This window comes from Mycobacterium kubicae (assembly GCF_015689175.1).
Lineage (GTDB): Bacteria > Actinomycetota > Actinomycetes > Mycobacteriales > Mycobacteriaceae > Mycobacterium > Mycobacterium kubicae.
Genome location: NZ_CP065047.1, coordinates 5,861,841 through 5,886,382 on the forward strand (window position 1 = coordinate 5,861,841; position 24,542 = coordinate 5,886,382).

30 protein-coding genes are annotated in these 24,542 nt (G+C 66.9%); 21 read left to right on the forward strand and 9 right to left on the reverse strand.

Going from position 1 to position 24,542, the window contains the following annotated elements; translation table 11 throughout:
* Positions 1-2 precede the first annotated feature (2 nt).
* Positions 3-779, reverse strand: coding sequence for a lysophospholipid acyltransferase family protein (locus tag I2456_RS27535; protein ID WP_068034095.1), 777 nt, complete (start codon positions 777-779; stop codon positions 3-5).
* 60 nt (positions 780-839) lie between these two features.
* On the opposite strand from I2456_RS27535, the gene I2456_RS27540 reads away from it, so the two are divergent.
* The 3 genes from I2456_RS27540 (at position 840) to I2456_RS27550 (ending at position 3,524) form a co-directional block, all read left to right on the forward strand.
* Entirely contained in the window at positions 840-1,577 is a 738-nt protein-coding gene (locus I2456_RS27540; protein ID WP_085074060.1) for a phosphotransferase, read from the forward strand.
* Between the two features lie 61 nt (positions 1,578-1,638).
* Positions 1,639-3,189, forward strand: coding sequence for an MBL fold metallo-hydrolase (locus I2456_RS27545; RefSeq protein ID WP_085074059.1), 1,551 nt, complete (start codon positions 1,639-1,641; stop codon positions 3,187-3,189).
* The gene (locus I2456_RS27550; protein ID WP_068034092.1) at positions 3,186-3,524 is read left to right on the forward strand and encodes a hypothetical protein; all 339 of its coding nucleotides are present in this window, start codon (positions 3,186-3,188) and stop codon (positions 3,522-3,524) included. Before I2456_RS27545 ends, I2456_RS27550 begins: the two co-directional genes overlap by 4 nt.
* Positions 3,525-3,527: 3 nt before the next feature.
* Here the strand turns inward: I2456_RS27550 and I2456_RS27555 are convergent, their stop codons facing one another.
* Together I2456_RS27555 and I2456_RS27560 are read right to left on the reverse strand one after the other, a co-directional pair.
* Entirely contained in the window at positions 3,528-5,084 is a 1,557-nt protein-coding gene (locus tag I2456_RS27555; RefSeq protein WP_068158165.1) for a phytoene desaturase family protein, read from the reverse strand.
* A gap of 48 nt (positions 5,085-5,132) precedes the next feature.
* A complete protein-coding gene (locus I2456_RS27560; protein ID WP_085074066.1) occupies positions 5,133-5,759 on the reverse strand; it encodes a TetR/AcrR family transcriptional regulator in 627 nt (208 codons plus the stop codon).
* Positions 5,760-5,839: 80 nt separating this feature from the next.
* Between I2456_RS27560 and I2456_RS27565 the strand changes: the two genes are divergently transcribed.
* On the forward strand, positions 5,840-6,322 hold the full coding sequence (locus tag I2456_RS27565; protein WP_085074058.1) for a DUF2834 domain-containing protein: 483 nt from the start codon (positions 5,840-5,842) through the stop codon (positions 6,320-6,322).
* Here I2456_RS27565 and I2456_RS27570 read toward each other — a convergent pair.
* Positions 6,319-6,894, reverse strand: coding sequence for a class I SAM-dependent methyltransferase (locus I2456_RS27570; protein ID WP_068158105.1), 576 nt, complete (start codon positions 6,892-6,894; stop codon positions 6,319-6,321). The two genes, I2456_RS27565 and I2456_RS27570, sit on opposite strands and share 4 nt — an antisense overlap.
* A gap of 55 nt (positions 6,895-6,949) precedes the next feature.
* Between I2456_RS27570 and I2456_RS27575 the strand changes: the two genes are divergently transcribed.
* Positions 6,950-7,693, forward strand: coding sequence for an AraC family transcriptional regulator (locus tag I2456_RS27575; RefSeq protein WP_068034084.1), 744 nt, complete (start codon positions 6,950-6,952; stop codon positions 7,691-7,693).
* Between the two features lie 7 nt (positions 7,694-7,700).
* On the opposite strand, the gene serS is transcribed toward I2456_RS27575, so the two are convergent.
* Positions 7,701-8,960 carry a serine--tRNA ligase gene (gene serS / locus I2456_RS27580; RefSeq protein WP_085074057.1) on the reverse strand — a complete coding sequence of 420 codons (1,260 nt, stop codon included), beginning with the start codon at positions 8,958-8,960 and terminating at the stop codon, positions 7,701-7,703.
* 118 nt (positions 8,961-9,078) lie between these two features.
* Here serS and I2456_RS27585 point away from each other — a divergent pair, with 118 nt between their 5' ends.
* The 3 genes from I2456_RS27585 (at position 9,079) to I2456_RS27595 (ending at position 11,068) form a co-directional block, all read left to right on the forward strand.
* Complete coding sequence (locus I2456_RS27585) at positions 9,079-10,416, forward strand: septum formation family protein (RefSeq protein ID WP_139823141.1); 1,338 nt, start codon at positions 9,079-9,081, stop codon at positions 10,414-10,416.
* A gap of 3 nt (positions 10,417-10,419) precedes the next feature.
* Positions 10,420-10,770, forward strand: a complete 351-nt coding sequence (locus I2456_RS27590) for a metallopeptidase family protein (protein WP_068034078.1) — start codon at positions 10,420-10,422, stop codon at positions 10,768-10,770.
* An 85-nt stretch (positions 10,771-10,855) separates the two neighbouring features.
* Entirely contained in the window at positions 10,856-11,068 is a 213-nt protein-coding gene (locus I2456_RS27595) for a hypothetical protein (protein WP_068034076.1), read from the forward strand.
* Here I2456_RS27595 and I2456_RS27600 read toward each other — a convergent pair.
* Positions 11,045-11,734: a histidine phosphatase family protein gene (locus I2456_RS27600; RefSeq protein WP_068158087.1), complete on the reverse strand. Its 690-nt coding sequence runs from the start codon at positions 11,732-11,734 to the stop codon at positions 11,045-11,047. The two genes, I2456_RS27595 and I2456_RS27600, sit on opposite strands and share 24 nt — an antisense overlap.
* Positions 11,731-12,687 (reverse strand): prephenate dehydratase, encoded by a 957-nt coding sequence (gene pheA / locus I2456_RS27605; protein ID WP_085074055.1) that lies wholly within the window; start codon positions 12,685-12,687, stop codon positions 11,731-11,733. The genes I2456_RS27600 and pheA overlap by 4 nt, the downstream gene beginning before the upstream one ends.
* Positions 12,688-12,776: 89 nt before the next feature.
* Here pheA and I2456_RS27610 point away from each other — a divergent pair, with 89 nt between their 5' ends.
* From I2456_RS27610 to I2456_RS27620, 3 genes are all read left to right on the forward strand, one after another.
* Positions 12,777-13,562, forward strand: coding sequence for a DUF2470 domain-containing protein (locus tag I2456_RS27610; RefSeq protein WP_276052313.1), 786 nt, complete (start codon positions 12,777-12,779; stop codon positions 13,560-13,562).
* A 60-nt stretch (positions 13,563-13,622) separates the two neighbouring features.
* Positions 13,623-14,822 carry an LCP family protein gene (locus I2456_RS27615; protein WP_068158153.1) on the forward strand — a complete coding sequence of 400 codons (1,200 nt, stop codon included), beginning with the start codon at positions 13,623-13,625 and terminating at the stop codon, positions 14,820-14,822.
* A 126-nt stretch (positions 14,823-14,948) separates the two neighbouring features.
* Positions 14,949-15,494: a ferritin gene (locus I2456_RS27620; RefSeq protein ID WP_068034070.1), complete on the forward strand. Its 546-nt coding sequence runs from the start codon at positions 14,949-14,951 to the stop codon at positions 15,492-15,494.
* A gap of 2 nt (positions 15,495-15,496) precedes the next feature.
* Here I2456_RS27620 and I2456_RS27625 read toward each other — a convergent pair whose 3' ends face one another.
* Positions 15,497-16,321 carry a glycerophosphodiester phosphodiesterase gene (locus I2456_RS27625; protein WP_068034522.1) on the reverse strand — a complete coding sequence of 275 codons (825 nt, stop codon included), beginning with the start codon at positions 16,319-16,321 and terminating at the stop codon, positions 15,497-15,499.
* 5 nt (positions 16,322-16,326) lie between these two features.
* Positions 16,327-17,373, reverse strand: a complete 1,047-nt coding sequence (locus I2456_RS27630) for a DUF4328 domain-containing protein (protein ID WP_085074054.1) — start codon at positions 17,371-17,373, stop codon at positions 16,327-16,329.
* Between the two features lie 657 nt (positions 17,374-18,030).
* Here I2456_RS27630 and I2456_RS27635 point away from each other — a divergent pair.
* The 10 genes from I2456_RS27635 to rraA all read left to right on the forward strand — a co-directional run bounded on the left by I2456_RS27635 (position 18,031) and on the right by rraA (position 24,515).
* On the forward strand, positions 18,031-18,183 hold the full coding sequence (locus tag I2456_RS27635; protein ID WP_165605646.1) for a hypothetical protein: 153 nt from the start codon (positions 18,031-18,033) through the stop codon (positions 18,181-18,183).
* Positions 18,184-18,342: 159 nt separating this feature from the next.
* A complete protein-coding gene (locus tag I2456_RS27640; RefSeq protein WP_068034065.1) occupies positions 18,343-18,966 on the forward strand; it encodes a superoxide dismutase in 624 nt (207 codons plus the stop codon).
* A gap of 208 nt (positions 18,967-19,174) precedes the next feature.
* Positions 19,175-19,708, forward strand: coding sequence for a peptidase (locus I2456_RS27645; RefSeq protein ID WP_068034063.1), 534 nt, complete (start codon positions 19,175-19,177; stop codon positions 19,706-19,708).
* A gap of 242 nt (positions 19,709-19,950) precedes the next feature.
* Entirely contained in the window at positions 19,951-20,682 is a 732-nt protein-coding gene (locus tag I2456_RS27650) for a TMEM165/GDT1 family protein (protein ID WP_068158075.1), read from the forward strand.
* Between the two features lie 442 nt (positions 20,683-21,124).
* The gene (locus I2456_RS27655) at positions 21,125-21,523 is read left to right on the forward strand and encodes a secretion protein EspR (protein WP_068034520.1); all 399 of its coding nucleotides are present in this window, start codon (positions 21,125-21,127) and stop codon (positions 21,521-21,523) included.
* A 111-nt stretch (positions 21,524-21,634) separates the two neighbouring features.
* Positions 21,635-22,291: a DUF6474 family protein gene (locus I2456_RS27660; protein ID WP_068034059.1), complete on the forward strand. Its 657-nt coding sequence runs from the start codon at positions 21,635-21,637 to the stop codon at positions 22,289-22,291.
* Between the two features lie 29 nt (positions 22,292-22,320).
* Entirely contained in the window at positions 22,321-22,947 is a 627-nt protein-coding gene (locus tag I2456_RS27665) for a YcnI family copper-binding membrane protein (protein WP_241007818.1), read from the forward strand.
* A 5-nt stretch (positions 22,948-22,952) separates the two neighbouring features.
* Positions 22,953-23,465, forward strand: coding sequence for a copper resistance CopC family protein (locus I2456_RS27670; RefSeq protein ID WP_371869962.1), 513 nt, complete (start codon positions 22,953-22,955; stop codon positions 23,463-23,465).
* Between the two features lie 100 nt (positions 23,466-23,565).
* Positions 23,566-24,024, forward strand: coding sequence for an Rv3852 family protein (locus tag I2456_RS27675; protein ID WP_085074051.1), 459 nt, complete (start codon positions 23,566-23,568; stop codon positions 24,022-24,024).
* 5 nt (positions 24,025-24,029) lie between these two features.
* Positions 24,030-24,515, forward strand: a complete 486-nt coding sequence (gene rraA / locus I2456_RS27680) for a ribonuclease E activity regulator RraA (RefSeq protein WP_085074050.1) — start codon at positions 24,030-24,032, stop codon at positions 24,513-24,515.
* Positions 24,516-24,542: the final 27 nt, after the last annotated feature.

Here is a 24,542-nt window from a genome sequence, read left to right on the forward strand (position 1 = left end):
GGTCACTCCGGGGCGCCCGCGGGATGTGCTCGCTCGTCGCGGCGTGCCGCTCGCGCGGCGGAATCCTCGGCGTCCATGCGGGCAGCCTCGGCTAGCGAAGGAGCGCCGCCGCCGAGCCGGTGTGGCACCCAGAACTCACCCGCCGGATGCGGTCCGTACTGCTCTTGCGCACGCTCCAGCAGATGCTGCATGCGCGAATGCAACAAGGCGCTCAACTCCGGTACCGGCAGCGTCGGCTCGATCGGCTCGCCGACCACAATCACGATCGGCACCTTGGGCCGGAACAGCTTCTTCGGGTGGCCCTTGGTCCAGATCCGCTGCGCACCCCAGATGATGTGGGGGATGATCGGCACCTGAGCCTCGACCGCCATCCGGGCCGCGCCGGACTTGAACTCTTTGATCTCGAAGCTGCGGCTGATGGTGGCCTCGGGATATACGCCGACGAACTCACCGGCTTTGAGCATCTCGACCGCGGCGGTGTAGGAGGCAGCGCCGTCTTCCCGGTCCACCGGAATGTGACGCAGGCTGCGCATGATCGGGCCGGTGACCTTGTGGTCGAAGACCTCTTGCTTGGCCATGAACCGCACCTTGCGGCCCAGCCCCTGCCGGTAGCTGGGCAAACCGGCAAGGGTGAAGTCGAGGTACCCGGTGTGGTTGATCGCGATGACACCGCCGCCGCTGGCAGGAAGGTTCTCCACCCCGGTGACGGTGATCTTCAGCCCCTGGATGCGAAAGATCAGGCGAGCAAGCTGAATGACAGTCGCGTATACCGGTTCCACAGCTGTTCAGCCTAGTGCTCTTACCTGTCAGCCGCCTGAAGTGGTGAAGAGAGGAGTGGTTTGTCCTTCCCGTCCTCGCCGCCTCCGACCCCCGCGGTGGTCCGCCGGCTTGCTGGTGCCCGGCCGGTGCGCGCGGTGTGGGTCAACGAACTCGGCGGCGTCACCTACCGGGTGGACTCCGGTGCCGAGTTCGTCAAAGTGGCCCCCGCGGCGGCGGCCACCGACTTCGCCGACGAAGCGCGCCGGTTGCGCTGGGCGACGGCGTATGCGGCGGTTCCGGATGTCCTGGGTGTCGGCGTCGACGATGGCTGGGCGTGGTTGCGCACCCGCGGGCTGCCTGGCCTGTCCGCGGTACACCCGCGCTGGCTGACCGCACCCCGTGCGGCGGTACGCGCGATCGGCGCGGGTTTGCGCACACTGCACGACAGCTTGCCGGTGCAGTCCTGCCCGTTCGACTGGTCGGCGGGCAGCCGGCTTGCGCACCTGACGCCGACGGCGCGGGCGCGGCTGGGCCACCCGCCGCCGGTTGATCGGTTAGTGGTCTGCCATGGCGACGCCTGCGCACCGAACACGCTCATCGACTCCGACGGCAACTGCTGCGGCCACGTGGACTTCGGCTCGTTGGGGGTGGCCGACCGGTGGTCCGACCTCGCCATAGCAACGTTGTCCCTGCAGTGGAACTACCCGGGGCGACAATGGGAAACTGAATTCTTCGCCGCCTACGGAGCGCGCCCAGACCCGACGCGCCTGGACTACTACCGTCGGCTATGGGACGCCGAGGATGCGCACCCGAGCTAAGCTCGGAGCTGTGCTTCGCGCTGCACAAGCGGGAGCAGAAGCGGTCCTGAGAAAGGTATTTGTGCAGGTCACCAGCGTCGGCCACGCCGGCTTTCTGATTCAGACCCAGGCGGGCAGCATTCTGTGCGACCCCTGGGTCAACCCGGCGTACTTCGCCTCCTGGTTCCCCTTCCCGGACAACAGCACCCTGGATTGGGACGCACTGGGTGACTGCGATTACCTCTACGTCTCGCATCTGCACAAGGACCACTTCGACGCCAAGCATCTGGCGGCGCACGTCAACAAGGACGCTGTCGTCCTGCTCCCGGACTTTCCGGTGCCCGATCTGCGAGTCGAGTTGGAGAAGCTGGGTTTCCACCGCTTCTACGAGACCACCGATTCGGTTAAGCACGAGCTGAGCGGGCCAAAAGGCGATCTCGAGATCATGATCATCGCGCTGCGCGCCCCGGCCGACGGGCCGATCGGTGACTCGGCGCTGGTGGTCTCCGACGGCACGACGACGGTGTTCAACATGAACGACGCGCGGCCCGTCGAGCTGGACGTGTTGGCCGCCGACTTCGGACACATCGACGTGCACCTGCTGCAGTACTCCGGGGCGATCTGGTACCCGATGGTCTACGACATGCCCGAACGCGCCAAGACGTCATTCGCCACCCAGAAGCGGCAGCGACAGATGGACCGCGCCCGGCAATACATCGGCCAAGTCGGGGCCACCTGGGTGGTGCCCTCGGCGGGTCCGCCGTGCTTCCTAGACCCGCAATTGCGCCATCTCAACGACGACTGCAACGATCCGGCCAACATCTTTCCCGACCAGATGGTGTTCCTGGCTCAGATGCGCGCGCACGGGCACGACCGCGGCCTGTTGCTCATCCCCGGGTCGACCGCCGATTTCACCGGGTCGACGCTGAACTCGCTGGACCACCCCATGCCCGAGGACCAGGTCGAAGCCATCTTCACTACCGGCAAGGCCGCCTACATCGCCGACTACGCCGAGCGCATGGCACCGGTGCTGGCGGCGGAGAAGGCCGGCTGGGCACCGGCTACCGGTGAACCGCTGCTGGAGCCGCTGCGCGCATTGTTCGAACCGATCATGTTGCAGAGCAACGAGATCTGCGACGGCATCGGCTACCCGGTCGAATTGGTCATCGGACCAGAAAGCGTCATCCTTGACTTTCCGAAACGGGCTGTGCGCGAACGAATTCCCGACGAGAAGGTGCGCTACGGATTCGAGATCGCACCCGAGCTGGTACGAACCGTGTTGCGCGACGACGAACCCGACTGGGTCAACACCATATTCTTGTCCACCCGATTCAAGGCCTGGCGAGTCGGCGGCTACAACGAATACCTGTACACCTTCTTCAAGTGCCTGAGCGACGAACGCATCGCCTACGCCGACGGTTGGTTCGCCGAAACACACGACGACGCCGCGACCATCACCTTGGACGGGTGGGAGATTCAGCGTCGCTGCCCACACCTGAAAGCGGACTTGTCGAAATTCGGTGTGGTCGAAGGCGATACCTTGACCTGCAATCTGCATGGCTGGCAATGGCGCTTGGAAGACGGGCGCTGCCTCACCACGCGCGGACATGAGCTCCGGAGCAACCGGGCGTGAGGGCGCCGCAAACCTACGACGACGGCGTCGTTCAGTTGGACCGCTTCGCGGTCAACCTGTGCCGCTACCACTTTCCATCCGGCACTGCCATGGTCATTCCTCTGGACCAGATCCGCGGTTATAAGGCCGAACCGCTGGGCTGGTTCACGGGCCGGTTCAACATCTGGGGCCGCCCGGATTTGCGGCGCTGGCTGCCCCTGGATCTGTACCGGCCGTTCAAGTCGACGATCATCACCTTCGAGGTGCCCGGGGCGCGTCCGCAGCCGGCCTGCACGCCGGCGCGACCGGACGACTTCGTCGCGCTGCTCGACGAACTGCTCAGCCAGCGGCGCTAGCGTTCACGCGTGCGCCAGCGCCGCCCGGCCGGCGTTGTATCCGGGAATGAACGTGATGCCTGGGCCGCCATGGCAGCCGGCGCTGCCCAGGTAGAGACCTTCGATCGGAAGGGGTTGGCCGAGAAAGCCTTTCGGGCCGGGCCGGTTGGGTCCGATCTGGTCCGAGTGGAACAGACCGTGGCAGTAGTCACCGCCGGGAGCGCCGAACATGACACCCATGTGCTTGGGCGTGAAGGTGGTGTGCCGGATGATGCTGCCGGCGAAATTCGGTGCCAGTCGGGTGATCTTGTCGATCACTCGCTGCCCCATATCGATCTTCGCCTGCCCGTAGTCGGCGTTGCCTTCGATCGGGAACCACAGCGCGAACGCCGAGGCGGCGTGCTTACCCGCGGGCGCGAGGCCGGGATCGTTCTGCGAGGGAATCTGCAACACGACGGTCGGGTCGGCCGGCACGATACCCCGACGGCAGTCTTCCCACTGCTGCTGGACTTCTTCGGGCGTGCAGAAGATCCCGATCGATGCCTGCATACTCGGGTCGTTCAGTGATTCGTACGGCGCAGTGAAGGCGGGCGCCTCCTCGAGCGCGAAGTGCATCTGCAGGTAGCTGCCGCGGTGGTCGATGCGCGCGTAGCGCTCCCGGACGTCGCCGGGCAGCGCCGCGGGGTCGATCAGGTCGTTGAGGGTCGCGTCAGGCGCGATCGCGGAGATGACGATGGGAGCGGTCAAGGTCTCCCCGGCCTCGGTGCGTACCCCGTTGACCTTGCCGGCCTCGACGAGGATCTCGGTCACCTTGGTGCGCAACCGAATCTCCCCACCGCCGCTGACCAGGGCGTCGGCCAAGTGTGCGGTCAGCGCGCCGATACCACCGCGCAACTTCTTCATCTGCATGGTGTCCCCGTCGGGGACGCCGAGCCCGAACGCGAGCGCTGCCGCACTGCCCGGGGTGGCCGGCCCGCGGTACAGAGTGTTGACCGCCAGTACGGTCATGGATCCGCGCAACGCGCCGTGCTTCTCCCGGTCGGGCAGATAGCGGTCCAGGACGTCGGTGACCGAACCGAACAGCATTTCGGTGATGGCCGAGCGCTCGAATTCGTTTGTCGCGCAGGCGTACATCTCATCGAGCGTCTTGGGCGGTGCGCCGGCCTCGAATCGGCCCAGGGCCCGGGTCGGCGCCTGCGCCCAGGCCATGAGCCCCGCCATGCCGTTGACCGCGTCAGCGCCGTGCACCTCGTTGAGGTGGGTGAACAGTTTGATCGGGTCGCTGTACTGGACCATCGGATCATCGCCCACACCCCGTAACGCCACCGACATCACGTCCAGGTCGATCGTGGGCAGGGTGTCCAGACCGAGCTCCTGCCGGACCACCGGGGCGGTCGGGAATTGCACCGAGCCGGCGATCTCGAAGTGATAGCCGTCGAAAAGCTCGACGGTAGAAGCCATTCCGCCGGCATAGCGCTTGGATTCCAAGCACACTGTCCGCAGGCCCGCCCGCTGCAGCAGCAGCGCCGCGGCCAGCCCGTTATGTCCTGCGCCGATCACCACGGCATCGAAATCAGACATGTTGACCTCCCAGCCTTGGAGGCTGGCATGCAGGAAAAGTTTTGTCAATTATGACGAAACTGGGCCGCTGGTCCAGGTGTCGGAGATGCCCCCGCGCAACGATTCCAGCGCCACGTGACACACCCGCGCCAATTCGCCCAGGGACCGGTCACTGCCGAGCATCCAGGCTTCCATCGCTCCGAACACCGCCGCGGCGATGCAACGTGCGGTCACCGTGAAGTGCAGCCGCGTGTCCGGTGCTGACTGCGCCGCGCAGCTACGTCGTTGCAGCTGCTCCTGGATCGCGTCGGCGAAGTCGGCCTGGACCTCGCGGATGTGCCGGACGATCCGGCCCGGGTCCAGCTCGCCACCGCGCAGGGTGGCGATTTTGGCCACGGCCTCAACGTCGTACGGGAAGGCGAAGATCGCCGACTGCACCGAATCGATGATCGGTTCATCGGCCGGTCGGGCATCCAGCGCGGCGCGAAACCAGTTGAGTCCGGTGTAATCGGCAAACAACAGATCGTGCTTGGAACTGAAGTGGCGATAGAAGGTGCGCAGTGACACTCCGGCGTCGGAGGCGATCTGTTCGGCCGATGTGTCTTCCACCCCTTGGGCCAGGAACCGCACCAGCGCCGCCTGGCGCAGCGCCTCCCGGGTGCGTTCGCTGCGCACCGTCTGCGCCGGCCGGACCATGGCTTGAAGGTACCCCAAACCGCCGTCGCGCAGGTTGTGTCAATATTGACAAAACTTAAGACCGGGATGAGACTTCGCCCATGGTTTCGCTTCTCGTCCATGCAGTGCTCGGTATCGCTGTGGTGAGTTGGATTGTGGCGTCCAACGCGAAGGTGTTCGCCCGACCGGACGGCCAAGCCTGGTTCTCGCCGCTGGAGTTGGTCTACTACGTCGTCGGCATCGCGTCGGTCGCGCTGGGCTGGTACTTCAACATCCGCTTCGTCCGCGAGTACGCGCACGGGTCCACCAATCCGATCTGGGGCCCCGGTAGCTGGGCCGACTACATCAGGCTGATGTTCACCAATCCGGCCGCCGGTTCGGCGAGCCAGGATTACACGATCGCCAATGTCATTCTGTTGCCGCTGTTTTCGATCGTCGACGGCTATCGGCGCGGGTTGCGCCGGCCCTGGTTGTACTTTGTCGCGAGCTTGTTCACCAGCTTCGCGTTCGCGTTCGCCTTCTACTTCGCCACCATCGAGCGACAGCACCGGCACGCCCAACCGCGACAGACGGTCGACGCCTAGGCAGCAATGGGTTTGCTGGCACGCCACCGCTGCCGACCGCCGGCGACGTCGACGCGGATGTCGGTGAAGCCGGCCGCTCCCAGCCGCCCGGGCAGTTCGTCCGGCGCGATCGGGTTGTAGGTGTCGGCGATATGGATCAGCCGGAAGGGCAGCGAGGGCACACCGTCGCTGCCGGCGAACGCGCCTCCGGGTTGCAGCACGCGGAACGCCTCGGCGAACAGCCGGTCCTGTAACACGGCGGTGGGAATGTGGTGCAGCATCGTGAAGCACACCACCGAAGTGAAGTGATCACTGGGCAGACCCGTTTCGGTGCCGTCACCATGAATGACACGCGCCCGGTCCCCATAGCGTCGGGTCAACCGTGCGGCCATCGAGCCGTCGACCTCCACGGCGGTCAGCGAGGTGGGCCGCTCGAGCAGCGCCCGCAGCGTCGCGCCATAGCCGGGTCCGATCTCCAACGTCTCGCGGCCGAGGTCCACCCCGCTCAACGCCCACGGCAACAACTGGTCGGCCACCGCTTTCTCCCAGCCTGCTGAGCTGCAACGCATCCGGTGAAGCAAGTTCATCGCCATACCGACGACGCTATGCCGACACCATCCCTGCAGACTTCCGATAATCTGCCTATATATGTCAGAAATCGGCCATCGCGGCCTGGTGACCTCGTCGCTGTCACTGCCACCGGGCGCGCGGATCGAGCGGCACCGCCATCCGTTGCATCAGGTCGTCTACCCGTCGACGGGCGCGGTCTCGGTCACCACGCCGGCGGGCAGCTGGATCACACCGGCCAACCGGGCCATCTGGATACCGGCGGGTTGCTGGCATGAACACCAGTTCCACGGACACACCCAGTTCCATGGCGTCGCGCTTGACCCGGACCGGTATCGCGGCGGGCCGGCCGCTCCGACCGTGCTGGTGGTCAGCCCGTTGGTGCGCGAACTGCTCATCGCTTGCTCGCAAGCCGACACCGCCACCGACACCGACGAGCACCACCGGATGTTGGCGGTGCTGCACGACCAGTTGCTGAAGACGGCCATCCGCGAGCCGCTCTGGGTGCCCACACCGGTCGACAGCCGGTTGCGCCAGGCGTGCGCGTTGATCGCCGACAACCTGGCCGAGCCGCTGACGTTGCGGCAACTCGGCGACCGCATCGGCGTCAGCCAGCGCACGCTGTCTCGCTTGTTCAGCGATGAGCTGGCCATGACGTATCCGCAGTGGCGCACTCAGTTACGGCTGCAGCAGGCGCTGGCGCTGCTCGCTGAGCACCATGACGTCACCTCGGTGGCCGCCCGCTGTGGCTGGGCCACGCCGAGCGCCTTCATCGACACCTACCGCCGGGCCTTCGGGCACACCCCGGGTCAGGCGCGCAAGTGACGCGGCGTCAGCCCACCGGCTCGAGCAACTCCGTGCCGACGAACGGCACCAACGCCTGCGGAACCCGGACGCTGCCGTCGGGCTGCTGGTGGTTCTCCAGGATCGCAACCAGCCACCGGGTGGTGCCCAGCGTTCCGTTCAGGGTGGCCGCGGTCCGCGGCTTGCCGTTGGCATCGCGGTAGCGGGTGCCCAGCCGCCGCGCCTGGAAGGTGGTGCAGTTCGACGTCGACGTCAGTTCCCGGTAAGCCTGCTGCGTCGGAACCCACGCCTCGCAGTCGAACTTGCGCGCGGCAGAGGAGCCCAGATCACCCGCGGCGACGTCGATGACCCGGTAGGGCACCTCGATGCGTGCCAGCATCTCGCGCTGCCAGCCCAGCAGCCGCTCATGTTCGACTTCGGCCTGGTCGGGGGTGCAGTAGACGAAGCCTTCCATCTTGTCGAACTGGTGCACCCGGATGATGCCGCGGGTGTCCTTGCCGTAGCTGCCAGCCTCCCGCCGGAAGCACGATGACCATCCCGCGTAGCGCAGCGGTCCGCCGGACAGATCCAGGATCTCGCCGGAGTGGTAACCGGCCAACGGCACCTCCGACGTGCCGACCAGGTACAGATCATCGGCCTCCACCCGGTACACCTCGTCGGCGTGGGCACCCAGGAAACCGGTGCCGGCCATCACCTCCGGACGCACCAGCACCGGCGGGATCATCGGGATGAACCCGTTGTCGACGGCGACTCCCAAGGCCAGCTGCAGCAGCCCCAGCTGCAGCAGTGCACCGCGACCGGTCAGGAAGTAAAACCGCGAACCGGACACCTTCGCCCCGCGCTGCATGTCGATCAGGCCGAGTGACTCCCCGAGTTCCAGGTGGTCCTTCGGGTTGTCCAGCGTTGCGGGCTCACCCACCACGTCCAGCACGGCGTAATCGTCTTCTCCGCCGGCTGGTACCCCGTCCAGGACGACGTTCGAGATTGCCATGTGCGCGGCAGTGAACGCCGACTCGGACTGGGCCTGCTCTGCTTCGGCGGCTTTGACCTGTTCGGCGAGTTCTTTAGCCCGCTGCAGCAGCGCCGGTCGTTCCTCTGCCGATGCCTTGCCCACGCTCTTGCTGGCGGTCTTCTGTTCGGCGCGCAGGTTGTCCGCGGTCGATATCGCGGCCCGGCGCGCGGCATCGGCCGTCAGCAGCGCATCCACCAGTGCCGGATCCTCACCGCGGCTCAGTTGCGAGCGGCGCACGGCGTCGGGGTCGTCCCGGAGGAGCTTCAGGTCGATCACGGCCGCAAGATTACTTTCGGCGGTTCCCCGGGCTGGCGTCAGAGGGCCAACAGGGGCCGCGATCTCACATCTGCAACATTTTTCACACCCCCTTGTCGGCCCTGTCAGAATGGAGCCGATGTTGGACGCGCCCGAGCAGGAACCGCTACCTGTCGCCGATCCGGTCTCCCCTGTGGACGAGCCGGCGGCCGGATTTCGCTGGCCGCGCGGCCTGCAGGCGACCGCGACCAGGCGTGCGTTGCTGCTCACCGCGTTGGGCGGGCTGCTGATCGCCGGGGTCGTCACGGCGATCCCCGAGGTCGCCACCGGCGGCCGGCTGACCGGCTACATGGACAACAACCCGGTACCCAGCACCAACAGCAAGACGAACGCGGCCTTCAACCGGGCCACCAGCGGCAGCTGCCTGAACTGGCCCGATGGCACGCCGGAATCGGCCTCCATCGTCAACTGCGCCGACGACCACCGGTTCGAAGTCGCCGCATCGATCGACATGCGGACGTTCCCCGGTTCGGAATATGGCCCCAACGCCAGCCCCCCGTCCCCGGCCCGGATCCAGCAGATCAGCCAGGAACAGTGCGAGCCCGCCGTGCAGCGCTACCTGGGTCCCAAGTTCGATCCCAACAGCAAGTTCACCGTCAGCATGCTGTGGTCCGGTGACCGCGCCTGGCGCCAGGCCGGCGACCGGCGCATGCTGTGCGGTCTGCAGCTTCCCGGACCCAACAACCAGCAGGTCGCGTTCAAGGGCAAGGTCGCCGACATCGACCAGTCCAAGGTGTGGCCGGCCGGCACCTGCCTGGGCATCGACCCGGCCACCAATCAGCCCGTCGACGTTCCGGTCGACTGCGCCGCGCCGCACGCGATGGAAGTCACCGGAACCGTGAACCTGTCCGAGAAGTTCCCCGGCGCGCTGCCCGCCGAGCCCGACCAGGACGGGTTCATCAAAGACACCTGCACCAAGATGACCGATGCGTATCTGGCGCCGATCAAGCTGCGCACGACGACGCTGACGTTGATCTACCCGACGGTGTCGCTGGCCAGTTGGTCGGCGGGTAGCCGCGAGGTGGCGTGCAGCATCGGCGCCACGCTGGGCAACGGCGGCTGGGCCACCCTGCTCAACAGCGCCAAGGGGCCGCTGCTGATCAACGGTCAACCCCCGCTGGCGCCGCCCGACATCCCGCAGGAGCGGCTCAACCTCCCGCCGGTTCCCGTGCAATTACCCAGCGCGGCGCCCTCCGCGCCGACGCAGCAGCAGCAGGTGCCCACCATCCCGCCGGGAAATCAGCACCTCCCCGGCCAGCAGCCGGCGGCGCCGCCGTCGCAGGCGCCGTCCTCACCGTCGAGCCAAGCGCCCGCTCCCCAGGCCCCGGCCGCGCCCCCGCCGGTCGAGGGTGGGGCGCCCCCGGTAGCGCCCGAACCACAGGGTCCGGCTCCGGCCGAGCCGCCGCCGGCGGGCTAATCCGTGCCGGTGCGGATGGACCCGCAGCGGTTCGACGACTTGGTGTCCGACGCACTTGATCTCATCCCGCCGGAACTGGCGGCGGCCATGGACAACGTCGTGGTGCTGGTCGCCGACCGACACCCCGAAGACGACGACCTGCTCGGACTCTACGAGGGGGTGGCCCTGACCGAGCGTGACTCTGACTACGCCGGCACGCTGCCCGACGCGATCACGATCTTCCGCGCAGCCTTACTGGACGTCTGCGAATCCGAGGAGGAGGTGGTCGAGCAGGTGGCGATCACCGTGATCCACGAGATCGCCCATCACTTCGGTATCGATGACGACCGGCTCGACGAATTGGGTTGGGCCTGATCATCGGCTGAGACCTGGCCCGGAACCGAGCCCCAGCCGGGCGCGGCATCGACCATTTGTCGCCGCCGAGTGCTATGAACGGCTTATGAGCGCAGTCTGCCGCGACTGCCGTGACGGCCTCGAACACTGCCACGGCACCATCATTCGCCACAGCATGAGCCGGCCGGAATGCACCGAGCCGGATTGCACCGCCCCGGAGCTGTTCACCCACACCTTCGTCATCGACTGCGACGCGATCGGCTGTAGCTGTGCCGAGTCGGTGACGGTGGTGCGGTCAACCCATCGGGTCGGTGCTTGACGCCACGGCGTCGCTCACCGGCGTCGCGCCCGGTTCGGGATAGAACGGCGGCGTACGCGCACCCCAGCGCACACAGCTCCACCGCCCGTCGGTGACCGGTGTCAGCACCACCGATTCGGCGTTCTCGAGGTGATTGTCCAAGACGAACCCGCCGTCGACCCCGGCCATAACGGCGGATGCCAAGCGAATGGCCGCCCCGTGGCTGACCACGACGATGTCACCATCCCACGCGTCGTCGTCCAGGTAGCGCATCCGCAATTCCGTCAATACCGGCAGATACCGGTCCAGGACGTCGTTGCCGGTCTCCCCGCCGGGCAGAGCCACGTCCAGCTCACCGTGGTGCCAGCGGTCATAGATGGCGTTGAACTCGGCGATCGCATCGTCGTCGCTGCGGTTCTCCAACTTCCCGACCTGAACCTCGTGGATGCCGTCCAACCGCAGCGGAGACAAGTCCAGTTCGGCGGCGATCACCCCGGCCGTCTCGACGGCTCGGGTGGCGATGGAATGCGCCAGCAAGGTCGGCCGGGCGTTACCGCCCAGCGCGAACGCCCGCGCCTGATCGCGACCCAACGGGGTCAGCGCCGCCCCGGGAGGGCGGGTGTCCAGCCTGCGCTCGACGTTCGCATAGGACTGGCCGTGCCGAACCAGCACCAACCGACCACTCATTGCGCCGTCTCCCCCGTGCCGCTGCCCGGATCGGGCTTTCCCTCCCGCAGCCGAGCCAACCATCGCGAGGCCTCATCGGAGTTCGGCGGTGGCACGCCGCTGGGTTGGCTGGCCGGCCAGGAACCCAGGTACCGCACATCAGCACAACGCCGGTGCAGCGCCTTGAGTGCCTCGGCGACGGCGTCATCGTCGATGTGCCCGACACAGTCGACGAAGAACATGTAGGTCCCCAAGCCCGTTCGGGTGGGCCGTGATTCGATGCGGGTGAGGTCGATGCCGCGCATGCCGAACTCGGTGAGCGCCAGCAACAACGCGCCGGGCACGTTGTCGATGCGCAACACCACCGAGGTGCGGTCGGCTCCGGTACGCGCGGGGGGTGGGCCTGGCGGGCCGATGAGAACGAAGCGGGTACGCGCGTTGGACTCGTCGACGACGCCTTCAGCCAACGTGGCCAAGCCCCAGTGGGAGGCGGCCAGCGGTGAGGTCACCGCCGCGTCCACCTGGCCGTCGGCGACCTGCCGGGCAGCGTCGGCGTTGGAGTACGCCGGGCGCAACTCGACGCCGGGCAACTGCGCGTTGAGCCACTGGCGCACCTGCGCGGCCGCCACCGGGAACGCCGCCACAGTTCGCACCTCGGCGCCGCTGATCCCGGCCCGAACCACGATGCTGAATGCCACGTCCAAGGTGGTCTCGGCAAACACTTGCAGCGGCGAGCCGATGGCCAGACTGTCCAACGTCGGCGCCAGCGACCCGTCGATGGAGTTCTCGATGGGCACGCAGGCGTAGTCGGCGCCGCCATCGCGCACGGCGTCCAGCGCGGCCGGAGTGCTCTCCACGGGCAACCGCTGCAGGCTCTCGGGCCCGTGGGACGGCACCAGTCCGGCACCGGTGATTTGGAGCAGCGCCGCTTCGGTGAAGGTGCCTTCCGGACCGAGATACGCGATGCGGGCCACGCTTCAACCCTAACGGCCTGCCGGGCGCTACCACTCTTGCGGCGTCATGGGTTGTAAGTTAACTTAGGCTTACCTAAGCCGAGGAGATGATGGTGCTACCGGTCACACACCCGACACCCACCACAGCCGAACGCATTCGCAGCGCCTGTGTGCGCGCCGGTGGTGCGCTGTTGGCGGTCGAGGGTAAGGATCCGGCCGCCACCGCCGTACACCACCTGCTCTACGACGGGTCTTTCGCGGTGGCGGTTCCGGTTGAGCGCGGTGAGGACGTGCTGTGCTGCTCGCAGGCGTTGCTGGAGCTGACCGACTATGCGCCGCTGCCGGTGCGCGAACCGGTCCGTTCGCTGGTGTGGGTCCGGGGCCGGATCCACCACATTCTCCCCGGCGCGGTGACCAAGATGCTCGATCTGATCGCCACAGAGCACCCGAATCCGGCGCTGCTGCAGGTGCAAACCCCCCGGTCGAAGCCGGCCGCCGAAGACGACACCCGATACACCCTGCTGCGGCTCGACATCGACTCCGTGGTCGTCACCGATGCCACGGGCGCGGAGCCGGTCAGCGTCGAAGATCTCCTCGCGGCGCGGCCCGACCCGTTCTGCGAGATCGAGTCGACGTTGCTGTGGCACCTCTCCACTGCCCACGACGACGTAGTGGCACGGCTGGTATCCCGCCTTCCGGCCGCGCTGCGGCGGGGGCAGGTGCGGCCGCTGGGACTGGACCGATACGGCATGCGCTTCCGCGTCGAGGGCAGCGACGGTGACCGGGACATCCGACTGCCCTTCCACAAACCGGTCGACGATATGACCGGCCTGAGGCAAGCGATTCGCGTGCTGATGGGTTGCCCGTTCGTCAACGGGTTGCGCGCCCGACGTTAGCTACGCACACGCGCCGGGAGGTTGGCGGCGGTCGGTGCGCCAGCCACGTACGTTGTGCAGGTGAACGGCGAGCGACCAGGTCCCGGACCGCGAGGTCCGGTGCCGCCGCGTCCCGTCCGTCGGGAGCCCTCGCAAATCATTCGCCGCGACGGCGCCCCACCCGGCCCACCGCGGCAGGTGGTACCGCCGCGCCCCATGGCACCGGCGCCACCGCCGGTGGTGTCGCCGCCGCGCCAAATGCCCCCACCGCCACGCCCGGTGGCTCCACCACCCCGCCCCGGTCGCGCTCGCACGAAACGCCGCTGGGGCCGGCGGCTGGTATCGGTTCTGCTGATCGGCCTGCTGCTGATGGGCACCGTCATCGTCGGCGGAGCGATCTGGTTCGACACCGCGGTGCCCCGCCAAGCAGTCCTGCTCGACTACTCGGATCGCCCCACGGCCGGCAGCGGCACCAACTGGCTGCTGGTGGGATCGGACAGTCGCCAAGACCTCACCGCGCAGCAACAAGAGGAACTGGCCACCGGCGGCGACGTCGGAACCGGACGTACCGACACCATCCTGCTCGTGCACCTGCCCGGGTTCACCTCGAGCACACCGACCACGGTGGTGTCGATACCCCGGGACTCGTATGTGCCGATACCCGGTCATGGCCGGGACAAGATCAACGCCGCGTTCGTGCTGGGCGGAGCGTCGTTACTCGCACAGACCGTCGAGCAGGCCACCGGCTTGCGACTTGACCACTACGCCGAGGTGGGATTCGGCGGGTTCGCCGTACTGGTCGACGCGCTGGGCGGAGTGCGGGTGTGCCCGGCCGAACCCATCAGCGATCCGCTGGCCGGCATCAACCTGCCCGCCGGCTGCCAGCATCTCGACGGCCGCAGCGCGCTGGGCTATGTCCGGACGCGGGCGACCCCGCGGGCCGACCTCGATCGAATGATCAACCAACGACAATTCATGTCGGCGTTGCTGCACCGGGCCGCAAGCCCGGCCGTCTACCTCAACCCGTGGCGCTGGTACACCGTGCCGCGCGCGGCGGCCGGCGCCCTGACCGTCGACCGGGGTGATCACGTCTGGGACCTCGCTCGCCTGGCTTGGGCGTTGAACGGGTCGACGACCTCGATGACCGTGCCGATCGGTGACTTCAGCGACAGTGCCGTCGGCTCGGTAGTGGTGTGGAACCACGACGCGGCCCGGGCGTTGTTCGACGCGCTGGCCTCCGACGCCGCGGTGCCGACCAGCCTGATCAACGAGCAACCGTAATTCGGCGAAATGCGGCCGCAGTTTATTTAGCCTCACTTTACTAAGGCAATCCTGCCTTTGGATATGGTGTCCTCACTAAGTATCGCCTTCGTTGTCACCCCCATCTACCTGCGATAATGTTGCCGTATGACCGATTACGACGGACACAAGACGAAATTCCACGCATTAATGCAAGAACAAATCTTCAACGAATTCACGGCCGCCCAACAATATGTGGCAATTGCCGTTTACTTCGACGGCGCGGACCTGCCGCAACTGGCGAAGCACTTCTACAGCCAGGCGGTCGAAGAGCGCAATCACGCGATGATGCTGGTGCAGCATCTGCTGGACCGTGACCTGCGCGTGGAGATCCCCGGCGTCGACGGAGTCCGCAACCAGTTCGACCGGCCTCGCGAGGCGTTGGCGCTCGCGCTCGATCAGGAGCGGGCGGTCACCGACCAAGTCAGTCGGCTTGCCGCCGTGGCCCGTGACGAAGGCGACTACCTCGGGGAGCAGTTCATGCAGTGGTTCCTCAAGGAGCAGGTCGAAGAGGTTGCGCTGATGTCGACGCTGGTACGGGTCGCCGAGCGCGCGGGAGCCAATCTTTTCGAGCTGGAGAACTTCGTCGCGCGCGAGGTGGGCCGGGCGCCGTCACCGTCGGACGCTCCGCATGCGGCGGGTGGCCGCCTCTAGCGCTAGCCGCTGCTTTCGTTGGCTCGCTGTCTTTGCAGCCATGCCTTGGTCCGGGCGGGGTGGTGAGTAGCGATCCACGCCACCCCGGCCTCGCGGCAGAAGTCGATGTCTTCGTACTCGTCGACGTTCCAGCAATACACCGCGCGGCCCTGGGCGGCGGAGCGGTCGACGAGTTGCGGATATTCCTTCAACGCCGCTAGCGACGGGCCGACGGCGGTGGCGCCGACGGCGGTGGCCGCGCTGCTCGTCAAATAGCGGCCGGTCCGGCCCAGCAGCACCGTCGGCAGCAGCGGCGCGGCCCGCCGGATTCGCCAGACCGCGGCGGCGGAGAAGGACATCACCACCGCCCGCGAGCGATCCGCGGAGGCCGGAGCCGCGATGCCGAAGCGGTGCAGCAGGGCCAGCAGCTTGCTTTCCACCAGCGACCCGTACCGCACCGGGTGCTTGGTCTCGATGAACATCTTCACCGGCCGGTTCCAGTCCAGGACCAGCGACACCAGCGCATCCAACGTGAGCAGGCTGGTGTTGCCGTGGGCACCGTCCGGGCGCCAGCTGTTGTGCCAGGCGCCGTACTCCAACGCCTTGAGTTCGGCCAGGGTCATCGTGCTGACCAGGCCGGCGCCGGTGGACGTACGGTCCAGGCGCCGGTCGTGCACACAGACCAGGTGCCCGTCGCGGGTCAGGCGCACGTCGCATTCCACCCCGTCGGCGCCTTCTTTGAGGGCGAGGTCGTAGGCGGCGAGCGTGTGCTCGGGCAGCGAGTGCGACGCGCCGCGATGGGCGACCACAAACGGATGAGCGGTGAGCACCTCGTCGGCCCAGACCATGCCCACTATGCTGCCGGTTCCCGACCCTCTAACTCAACTGCACCGGCGGATGCGGATGAGTTCGGCCGCTCCGCGGAGTCCGGCTCGACGAACAGCCAACGATGCGCGGGCCGCTCGACGGGTTTGCGCTCGAATTCCTCGAAGACCCGCGCCGCAGCGGCCAGGGTGGCCGCCGCACACAGGTATGCCAGGACCATCATGACGGTGTTGTTGGCGATGCCCTGGGCGTCGGAGACCCAGCTGGTGCCGATGGCGAACAGCGAGATCAGGTAACTGACAACCCACAGGATCCACCAGACCAGGATCGGTCTGCGCACGCGTTCGTAGTGGTCTTCGACGAGCGCCAGCTCGATGACGTAGACCGGCGCCCAGAACAGGTTGACCAACGGCACCAGGCAGCCCGCCCACAACGAACGGTGCGAGCGATGGTCGGGCAGATCGTGATGCCCGAACGCGGCCGTGCGGCGGGCGATGAGCCATCGGATCAACAGCACGGCGCTGGTGCCCACCGCCGCCAGCGCGGCCACGCTGACCGCCACGCCAAGCCAGGTGATGCCGCCGGCTACCCATGAGTTGAGCAGGGTGTTGCGGTTGATGATGAGCAGGATGTAGCGCACGACGAACACCAATGCCGCGAGGCAAAGCACAAGCAGGCTGGCGAACAGCGCGGTGCGCACCTTGGGTATCGACGGCGCGGCTTTGGCAGCGGCATCCGGGGCAGGCGCGGCCTGCTCGACGCGGTCGACGAGACCCCAGCGTGGAATGACGGCGTAGCGGGGAGTCGGGCCACGCACGCGCCGGCCGCGCCGTGGGGGCGGTGCGGCGCCCGGACGGACGGCGATCCAGCGGAATCCGGGTGGCAGCCGCGGGGCGGTGCGTTGCATGGTGGGCGCCGCAGGCATCTGCGGTGCGGTGGGTGTGCGCCAACGGGGGTCGGCAGGCGGCATGTCGGTGAGCGGTGCCATCAGCGCCCCGCGGCAACGGGGGCACCACTGCCGCTGTCGGTCCCGGACGTTCCACCGGGTGCCGCACTGGGAGCACACCTGGATCACGGCACCAGACTAGCCCTGCGACGATGCGGCCCGCGGCACGCGGGCCGAGGAGGAGCGGGGCAATCAAACCGAGTCTGCGACGATGCGGGCCGCGGCACGCGGGCCGAGGAGGAGCAGGGCAATCAAACCGAGTCTGCGACGATGCGGGCCGCGGCACGCGGGCCGAGGAGGAGCAGGGCAATCAAACCCAGTCTGCGACGATGCGGGCCGCGGCACGCGGGCCGAGGAGGAGCGGGGGTTAACCAGATCGTCGCGCGGCGAGCGCCGCAACGCTCAGCTACTAATAGCTATCCACAGTTTCCACAAGTTTATCCACAAAGACAGGGGTGATTACGGCATGCGCATCCCGGCCTCTATCGGCCAAAATCGGAAAACGATTGTGGATAACCCGCGCCGGTGGCGGCCATCTTTCGACAGCCCAGCATTCACTTGAGCGAAATCTTTCGCAGCGCTCAATGCTAGTACCCAAACGCCAACAAACTTAAACACCCGATTTGGAAACTTTCTCCGCGTGCGGGGGTCCGGCGTGAGCGGCATGCTCCAATCGCCCCGTCGCCGGCCACTTTCCCCAGCCGTCCACTTAGCGCTATGATCTGCGACGCAATACTTGTTGTGACCCACCTCACTTGCGGGGTGGCTGCAGGTGAAAGGCAGTGGATGGCCACACATTCGTTTGGTCCCGGATCAACACCGTCGAAGTCGTACTCCGGCTCGCCCGTCTGGAACCATGCCTATGTCGTCGCCGCTTTACGTGCCGGCCTGATCGCTTTGGCGTTGCTCGCCATTCTCGCGCTTATCGCGTTGTCGTGAACTCGTCGACCGCGGTGACCCTGTCCGGGTCCCCGGGGCTCTTCCTTGCGGCGCGCGCGGTCTTGCAGCAGGGTTGATTACGCTAGGCGTCCGCGCGGCGGAACCTGCGACTGACGCGTCACACGACGAGCACTAACGATCACTCAAGGAAGGAATGCCGTGGCTGAATACACCTTGCCCGACTTGGACTGGGACTACGGAGCCCTGGAACCGCACATTTCCGGTCAGATCAACGAGGTCCACCACAGCAAGCACCACGCCACCTATGTCAAGGGCGTGAACGACGCGCTCGCCAAGCTCGAAGAGGCGCGCGCCAAGGACGACCACTCCGCGATCTTCCTCAACGAAAAGAACCTCGCTTTCCACCTCGGCGGTCACGTCAACCACTCCATCTGGTGGAAGAATCTGTCTCCCAATGGAGGCGACAAGCCGGTCGGCGAACTCGCCGCCGCCATCGATGACGCGTTCGGATCGTTCGACAAGTTCCGTGCCCAGTTCAGCGCGGCCGCCAACGGCTTGCAGGGCTCGGGTTGGGCGGTCTTGGCCTACGACACCCTGGGCGGCAAGCTGCTGACGTTCCAGCTCTACGACCAGCAGGGCAACATTCCGTTGGGCATCATCCCGCTGCTGCAGGTCGACATGTGGGAACACGCCTTCTACTTGCAGTACAAGAACGTCAAGGCCGACTACGTCAAGGCGTTCTGGAACGTGGTCAACTGGGCCGACGTCCAGTCGCGCTACGAGGCGGCGACCACCAAAACCGCAGGCCTTATTTTCGGCTGACCTCGACACCACCCCTGCCCAGGGCGTCGCGCGAGTTTGCGCGGCGCCCTTGGCTTTTAGCGCGGCCGTCCCGGCATTTCTGCCCCACCCGGGCATAGCCGTGTCGAGTTGCACCGCGCGTAAACCCCGCGCATGCTTGATCATTCGAGATACCATTAGCGAACTACCAGCGTGGTTAATTCGGGCGGAGGCGTCGCGGAGGGGCCAGATGGACGCAGGATCGGGTCAGCCGATAGGGGTTGCTCCCTTTCATTCTCGTGGTGCCCTGAAAGGGTTTGTCATCTCCGGCCGTTGGCCGGACTCGACGAAGGAATGGGCGCAACTACTGATGGTCGCGGTACGGGTCGCCTCGTTGCCCGGGTTGCTCTCGACCACAACGGTGTTCGGCGCCCGGGAGGAACTGCCCGACGAACCCGAGCCAGGCACCGTCGGCCTGGTATTGGCCGAGGGCACCGTCTTCGGTGAATCAGCAATACAGCCAGGCTATTTCGCCGAGCACCAACCGCCGGCGCTGTTGATGTTGCACCCGCCCTCGGAGACCACACCGTCCCTGCCCGAGTGCACCGGCGCCGCCTCCGGATGCGTGCTCCTGCCCGGTCTGCCCTATCTGGGACTGGAACACCGGGCGGCATGGGTGGAAGCCGAAGCCGACGGCACCATTACGTCGATGGTGAGCCGCGTCGGTGTTGACCCGATCAGCCATCCCGACACCGCCATTCTGGCAATGCTGCTTGCGGCATAAGCCAATTCAAAGGAATTAATACGGGTACCCGAACTTCGTCGCCGTCCTGGCAAAGATCAATGGTGCCCGCTAGCCTGGGATGCGTTAGCGAAGGGGAGTAGCCCCGAATCGTCGCGTCGACATACTGGCGAAAGCCCGGCCGGCGAACCGTTCGAAAGGACGGTGGGCGAGACCTTCGACCGATGTGCAGTGTCTCGATCGACTTAGACAGACACTGCCCGCGCGTCGAAAGGTCGCCTGCAATGCTCGCCGCAACACTGCTCAGTCTGGGCGTGGTATTCCTCGCCGAACTCGGCGACAGATCTCAGCTGATCACGATGACCTACGCCCTGCGGTATCGGTGGTGGGTCGTGCTGGCGGGTGTCGCCATCGCCTCCTGCACGGTGCATGGCGTGTCCGTGACGATCGGTCACTTTCTCGGCGCCACCCTGCCGTCGCGGCCGATGGCCTTCGCGTCCGCCATCGCGTTCCTGCTTTTCGCCATCTGGGCGTGGCGAGAGGGCAGCCACGGCGAGGACAAGTTGTCGGCCGGTGGCGAGCCGCGCTTCGCCCTGCTGACCGTTGTGTCGTCGTTCGTGCTGGCCGAGATGAGCGACAAAACGACGCTGGCGACGCTGACCTTGGCCAGTAACCACGACTGGGTCGGCGTGTGGGTCGGGTCGACGCTCGGCATGATCCTGGCCGACGGATTGGCCATCGTCGCGGGCTTGTTCCTGCACCGACGCCTGCCCGATGGTGTGCTGCACATTCTGGCCAGCCTGCTGTTCCTCCTTTTCGGTCTGTGGATCCTCTTCGACAGCGCGCTGGGCTGGCGTTCGGTGGCCATCGCGGTGACGGCAGGCGTGGCGCTGGCGGCTGTCGTCGGGGTTGGCTCGGCAAGATTGGCGCAAACCCTGCGGCGGCGACGTGCGACGGCGCCGGCGGTTGCCGGGCCGCAGGACGTTACCGGACCGGTGCGCGACGGCGCCGGATAGACGCCCGCCTGATTCTGAATGCTTCCCGTCGGTGACCGGCAGTGGTCTCCGGGTCCTTCGGCGGCCGCCTCAAACTGCCCGACCGGAGCCGGACAGCAAAGATACTTTTGGCAGGTTTTCTGCGGGATGCCGGTTGCCGAGAGTCCGCTGAACGCGCGTTAATAGGCCCGCGCGGCGCCTTGGCCGATGCCGGGTCGGCCGCGTCGCTGCGCCGCCTCTCGCGCGGAATTCTGCGGATAACCTGTGAAATTCGCTCGATGTATGGACACTTCGCCAAATCACTTGGATGCTCGGCGGGGGCTGCTGCAATGGCCGGCCCCATCGTCCGTACCCGCTATCGTGAGGTTTGCAAGTGGTTGTGCCAAGAGTTTCTCGCTACCATGATCAGCAAATAGCTTTTGCTAACTGTTCCGCTTCTTTCACTCCGGTGGAGGTCATATCGATGAGCACGACGTTCGCTGCGCGCTTGAACCGCCTGTTCGACACGGTGTATCCCCCCGGTCGTGGACCCCACACCTCCGCAGAGGTGATTGCCGCGCTCAAGGCAGAGGGCATCACGATGTCGGCTCCGTACCTGTCGCAGCTACGTTCAGGCAACCGCACGAACCCGTCCTCCGCGACCATGGCGGCGCTGGCGAATTTCTTCCGCATCAAGCCGGCGTACTTCACGGACGACGAGTACTACGAGAAGCTCGACAAGGAACTGCAGTGGCTCGCCGCCACCCGTCAGGACGGGGTGCGCCGTATCGCCGAGCGCGCCCAAGGGCTGTCCCAGGACGCTCAGCAGCAGATCGTCGAGCGGATCGAGGAGTTGCGCCAAGCCGAGCGGCTCGACGCCTAGCTCCAGCCGTCACCCGGACCTGACACGTTGCGGACGGCTGACTCCGATTAGGGTTGGCCCAGCGTTCACACGCACCGCGATTGTTCACGAGATACCGGGAGGCGTCCGGGGATGGCCCTGTTTCGCAAGCGAAAGAGCCGTGCGACCCGTCGCGCCGAGGTCCGTGCGATCAAGACTCGCGCCAAGCTGGAGGCCAAGCTACTCGCCAGGAACGAAGCGCGCCGCTTCAAAGCCGCCCAGCGGGCCGCCGACAAGGCGCTCAAGGCGCAGCTCAAAGCTCAGCGCGACAGCGATCGGGCGGCATTGCGGGTTGCCGAGACCCAACTCAAGGCAGCCCGCGAGGGAAAAGTGTTCTCCCCTACGCGAATTCGCCGGGTACTGACCGTGTCCCGGCTGCTGGCGCCGATTCTGACGCCCGTGATCTACCGCGCGGCCATCGCGGCGCGGGGGCTGATCGATCAGCGGCGCGCCGACCAACTCGGCATCCCCCTGGCCCAGATCGGGCAGTTCTCCGGCCACGGCGCAAGGTTGTCGGCCCGCATCGCCGGCGCGGAGCAATCCCTGCGGATGGTGCAGGACAAGAAGCCCAAAGACGCGGAGACCAAGCAATTCGCCTCAGCCATATCCGAACGGCTCAGCGATCTGTCCGCCGCCGTCACGGCCGCCGAGAACATGCCTGCGGCGCGTCGCCGCACCGCGCACACGGCCATCTCCGCGCAGCTCGACGGGATCGAAGCAGACCTGATGGCTCGGCTTGGGTTGAGCTGACGCACGTCGCCGCTATGCCCGTGCGTGTGATGAGCGTGGCCGCCGTGTTGTGGCTCGGCTCGGTTGCCCTGGCGTCGCCGGTGTGGGCACATGTGCGCGCCAGCAGTGACCAGGCCGTGCGTGGGGCCATGGCGGTCGTCACCTTTCAGGTGCCCAACGAGTCCGCGACCAGCGCCGCCACCACCGCGCTCACCGTTGCGTTGCCCATTGTCGGCTCGGCCCGCGCCGAAGCCGTGCCCGGGTGGACCGCCACGCTCGACCGCGACATCGCGTCGGGCGGTGTTCGCTCGGTGACCTGGACCGCCGCGCCCAACGGTGGTGTACCGCCCGATCAATTCGGGCTGTTCCGCATCTCCTTACGGCTGCCCGATGCCGCCACGGTCAGCTTCCCCACCACTCAGACCTACTCCGATGGGCTGGTCGTCAAGTGGGACCAGCCGCCGCTGCCGGGCGGCGCGGAACCCGAACATCCCGCACCGCTGCTCACCCTCACGGCGGGTGCGGCGGCGCCAGCGTCACAGCCGCCGGCGGATCGGGTTGTCGCCTCGACCGATCCGCGGCATCCGCGCGCCGACAACACCGCGCGCTGGCTGGGTGGAACGGCCTTGATAATCGGTGCCATGGGTATCGGTCTCACGCTGCGGAGGCGCACATGAACGGGCTGCGACGGCTGGCGCCGCTCGTTTGGTTGGGCGTGTTGTTGGCCGGCCTCACCGTGAGCGCAACGCTGGCGGCCGGGGTGGCCAGCGCCCACGCGACCCGGGTGGCGACGGACCCGGCCGACAACGCCGTCGTGGCATCGGGGCCGGCCACCGTGAGCGCCACCTTCAACGAGCGACTCCAGACGGCGTTCGCGGCCATGACCGTCGTCGGCCCAGACGAAAACCTGTGGTCGACGGGTGACCCGAGCGTGCAGGGCGCCGTCGTCAGCGTCGGTGTGCGGCCCCTCGGGCCAGTCGGCACGTACACCGTGAACTACCGAGTCACCTCGGCCGACGGGCACGTGGTCCCCGGGTCCTGGTCATTCCGGCTGAGCGTGCCCGGCACCGGCACGCCGGGTCCGTCGGCATCCCCTCCCCAGGACGACAGTGATCTACCGGCGTGGCCATTCGCGGTGGGAGCGGTGGTGTCGGTGGCCGTCGTCGCCTTCTGGTCCGCGCGGCGGCGTCGGTAGGTGCCTCTGCCGCCCCGGCGGCGGTAACCCGTCCTGGCATGATGGGACCCAAGCATTCATGGACTCATTCAGCGACGACACAGCTCAAAGGAGCGGCCGCATGGCAGACCCGCAAGATCGACCCGAGGGCGAATCGGACGTGACCCCGACACCGCCAGCCAAGAAGCAACCCGCCAAGAAGGCCGCCAAAGCGCCCGCCAAGAAGGCCCCCGCGAAGAAAGCGCCCGCCAAGAAGGCCCCCGCCAAGAAAGCGCCCGAGAAAGTACCTGTTGAGCAGGCGCCGGCTGACAACGCGCCCGCCGAAACCTCCGAGTCGGCGCCGCCGACGCTGGCCGACGAGATCCTCGGCGTGCAGCATCGCGCCGAGACCAACGGTCAATTGGCCGCTGCCGCCAAAGATGCTGCCGCTCAAGCCAAGTCAACAGTTGACCACGCCAACGATCCCCTGCCCCGGGACGCGTCGCCGTCGTCCGCGCTGCAGTCGCCGGTGCCACTGGTGGTTGCGCTCGCACTGAGCCTGCTGGCCATCCTGCTGGTGCGGCAGCTGCGCCGCGGCTGAGCAGCATGACCGTGTCCTTCCGGGCCACCGCCGATCTGGTCGACGACATCGGGCCCGATGTACGCAGCTGTGATCTCCAGTTCCGCCAATTCGGCGGTCATACCGAGTTCGCCGGCCCCGTCACCACGGTGCGGTGTTTCCAAGACAACGCACTGCTCAAGTCGGTGCTCTCCGAGCCGGGCGATGGCGGTGTGCTGGTGATCGACGGCGACGGCTCGCTGCACACCGCCCTGGTCGGGGATGTCATCGCCGAACTGGCCCGCTCCAACGGCTGGGCCGGGCTCGTCGTCAACGGAGCGGTGCGCGACGCCGCCGCGCTACGCGGCATCGACATCGGTATCAAGGCGCTGGGGACCAATCCCCGCAAGAGCACCAAGACCGGCGCCGGTGAACGCGACGTGGAACTGACCTTGGGCGGCGTCACCTTCGCCTCGGGCGACATTGCCTACAGCGACGACGACGGCATCGTGGTCGTCAGTTCCGGCAGCTAGCAACCCGCACGCTGCGGCGTGTCAGCC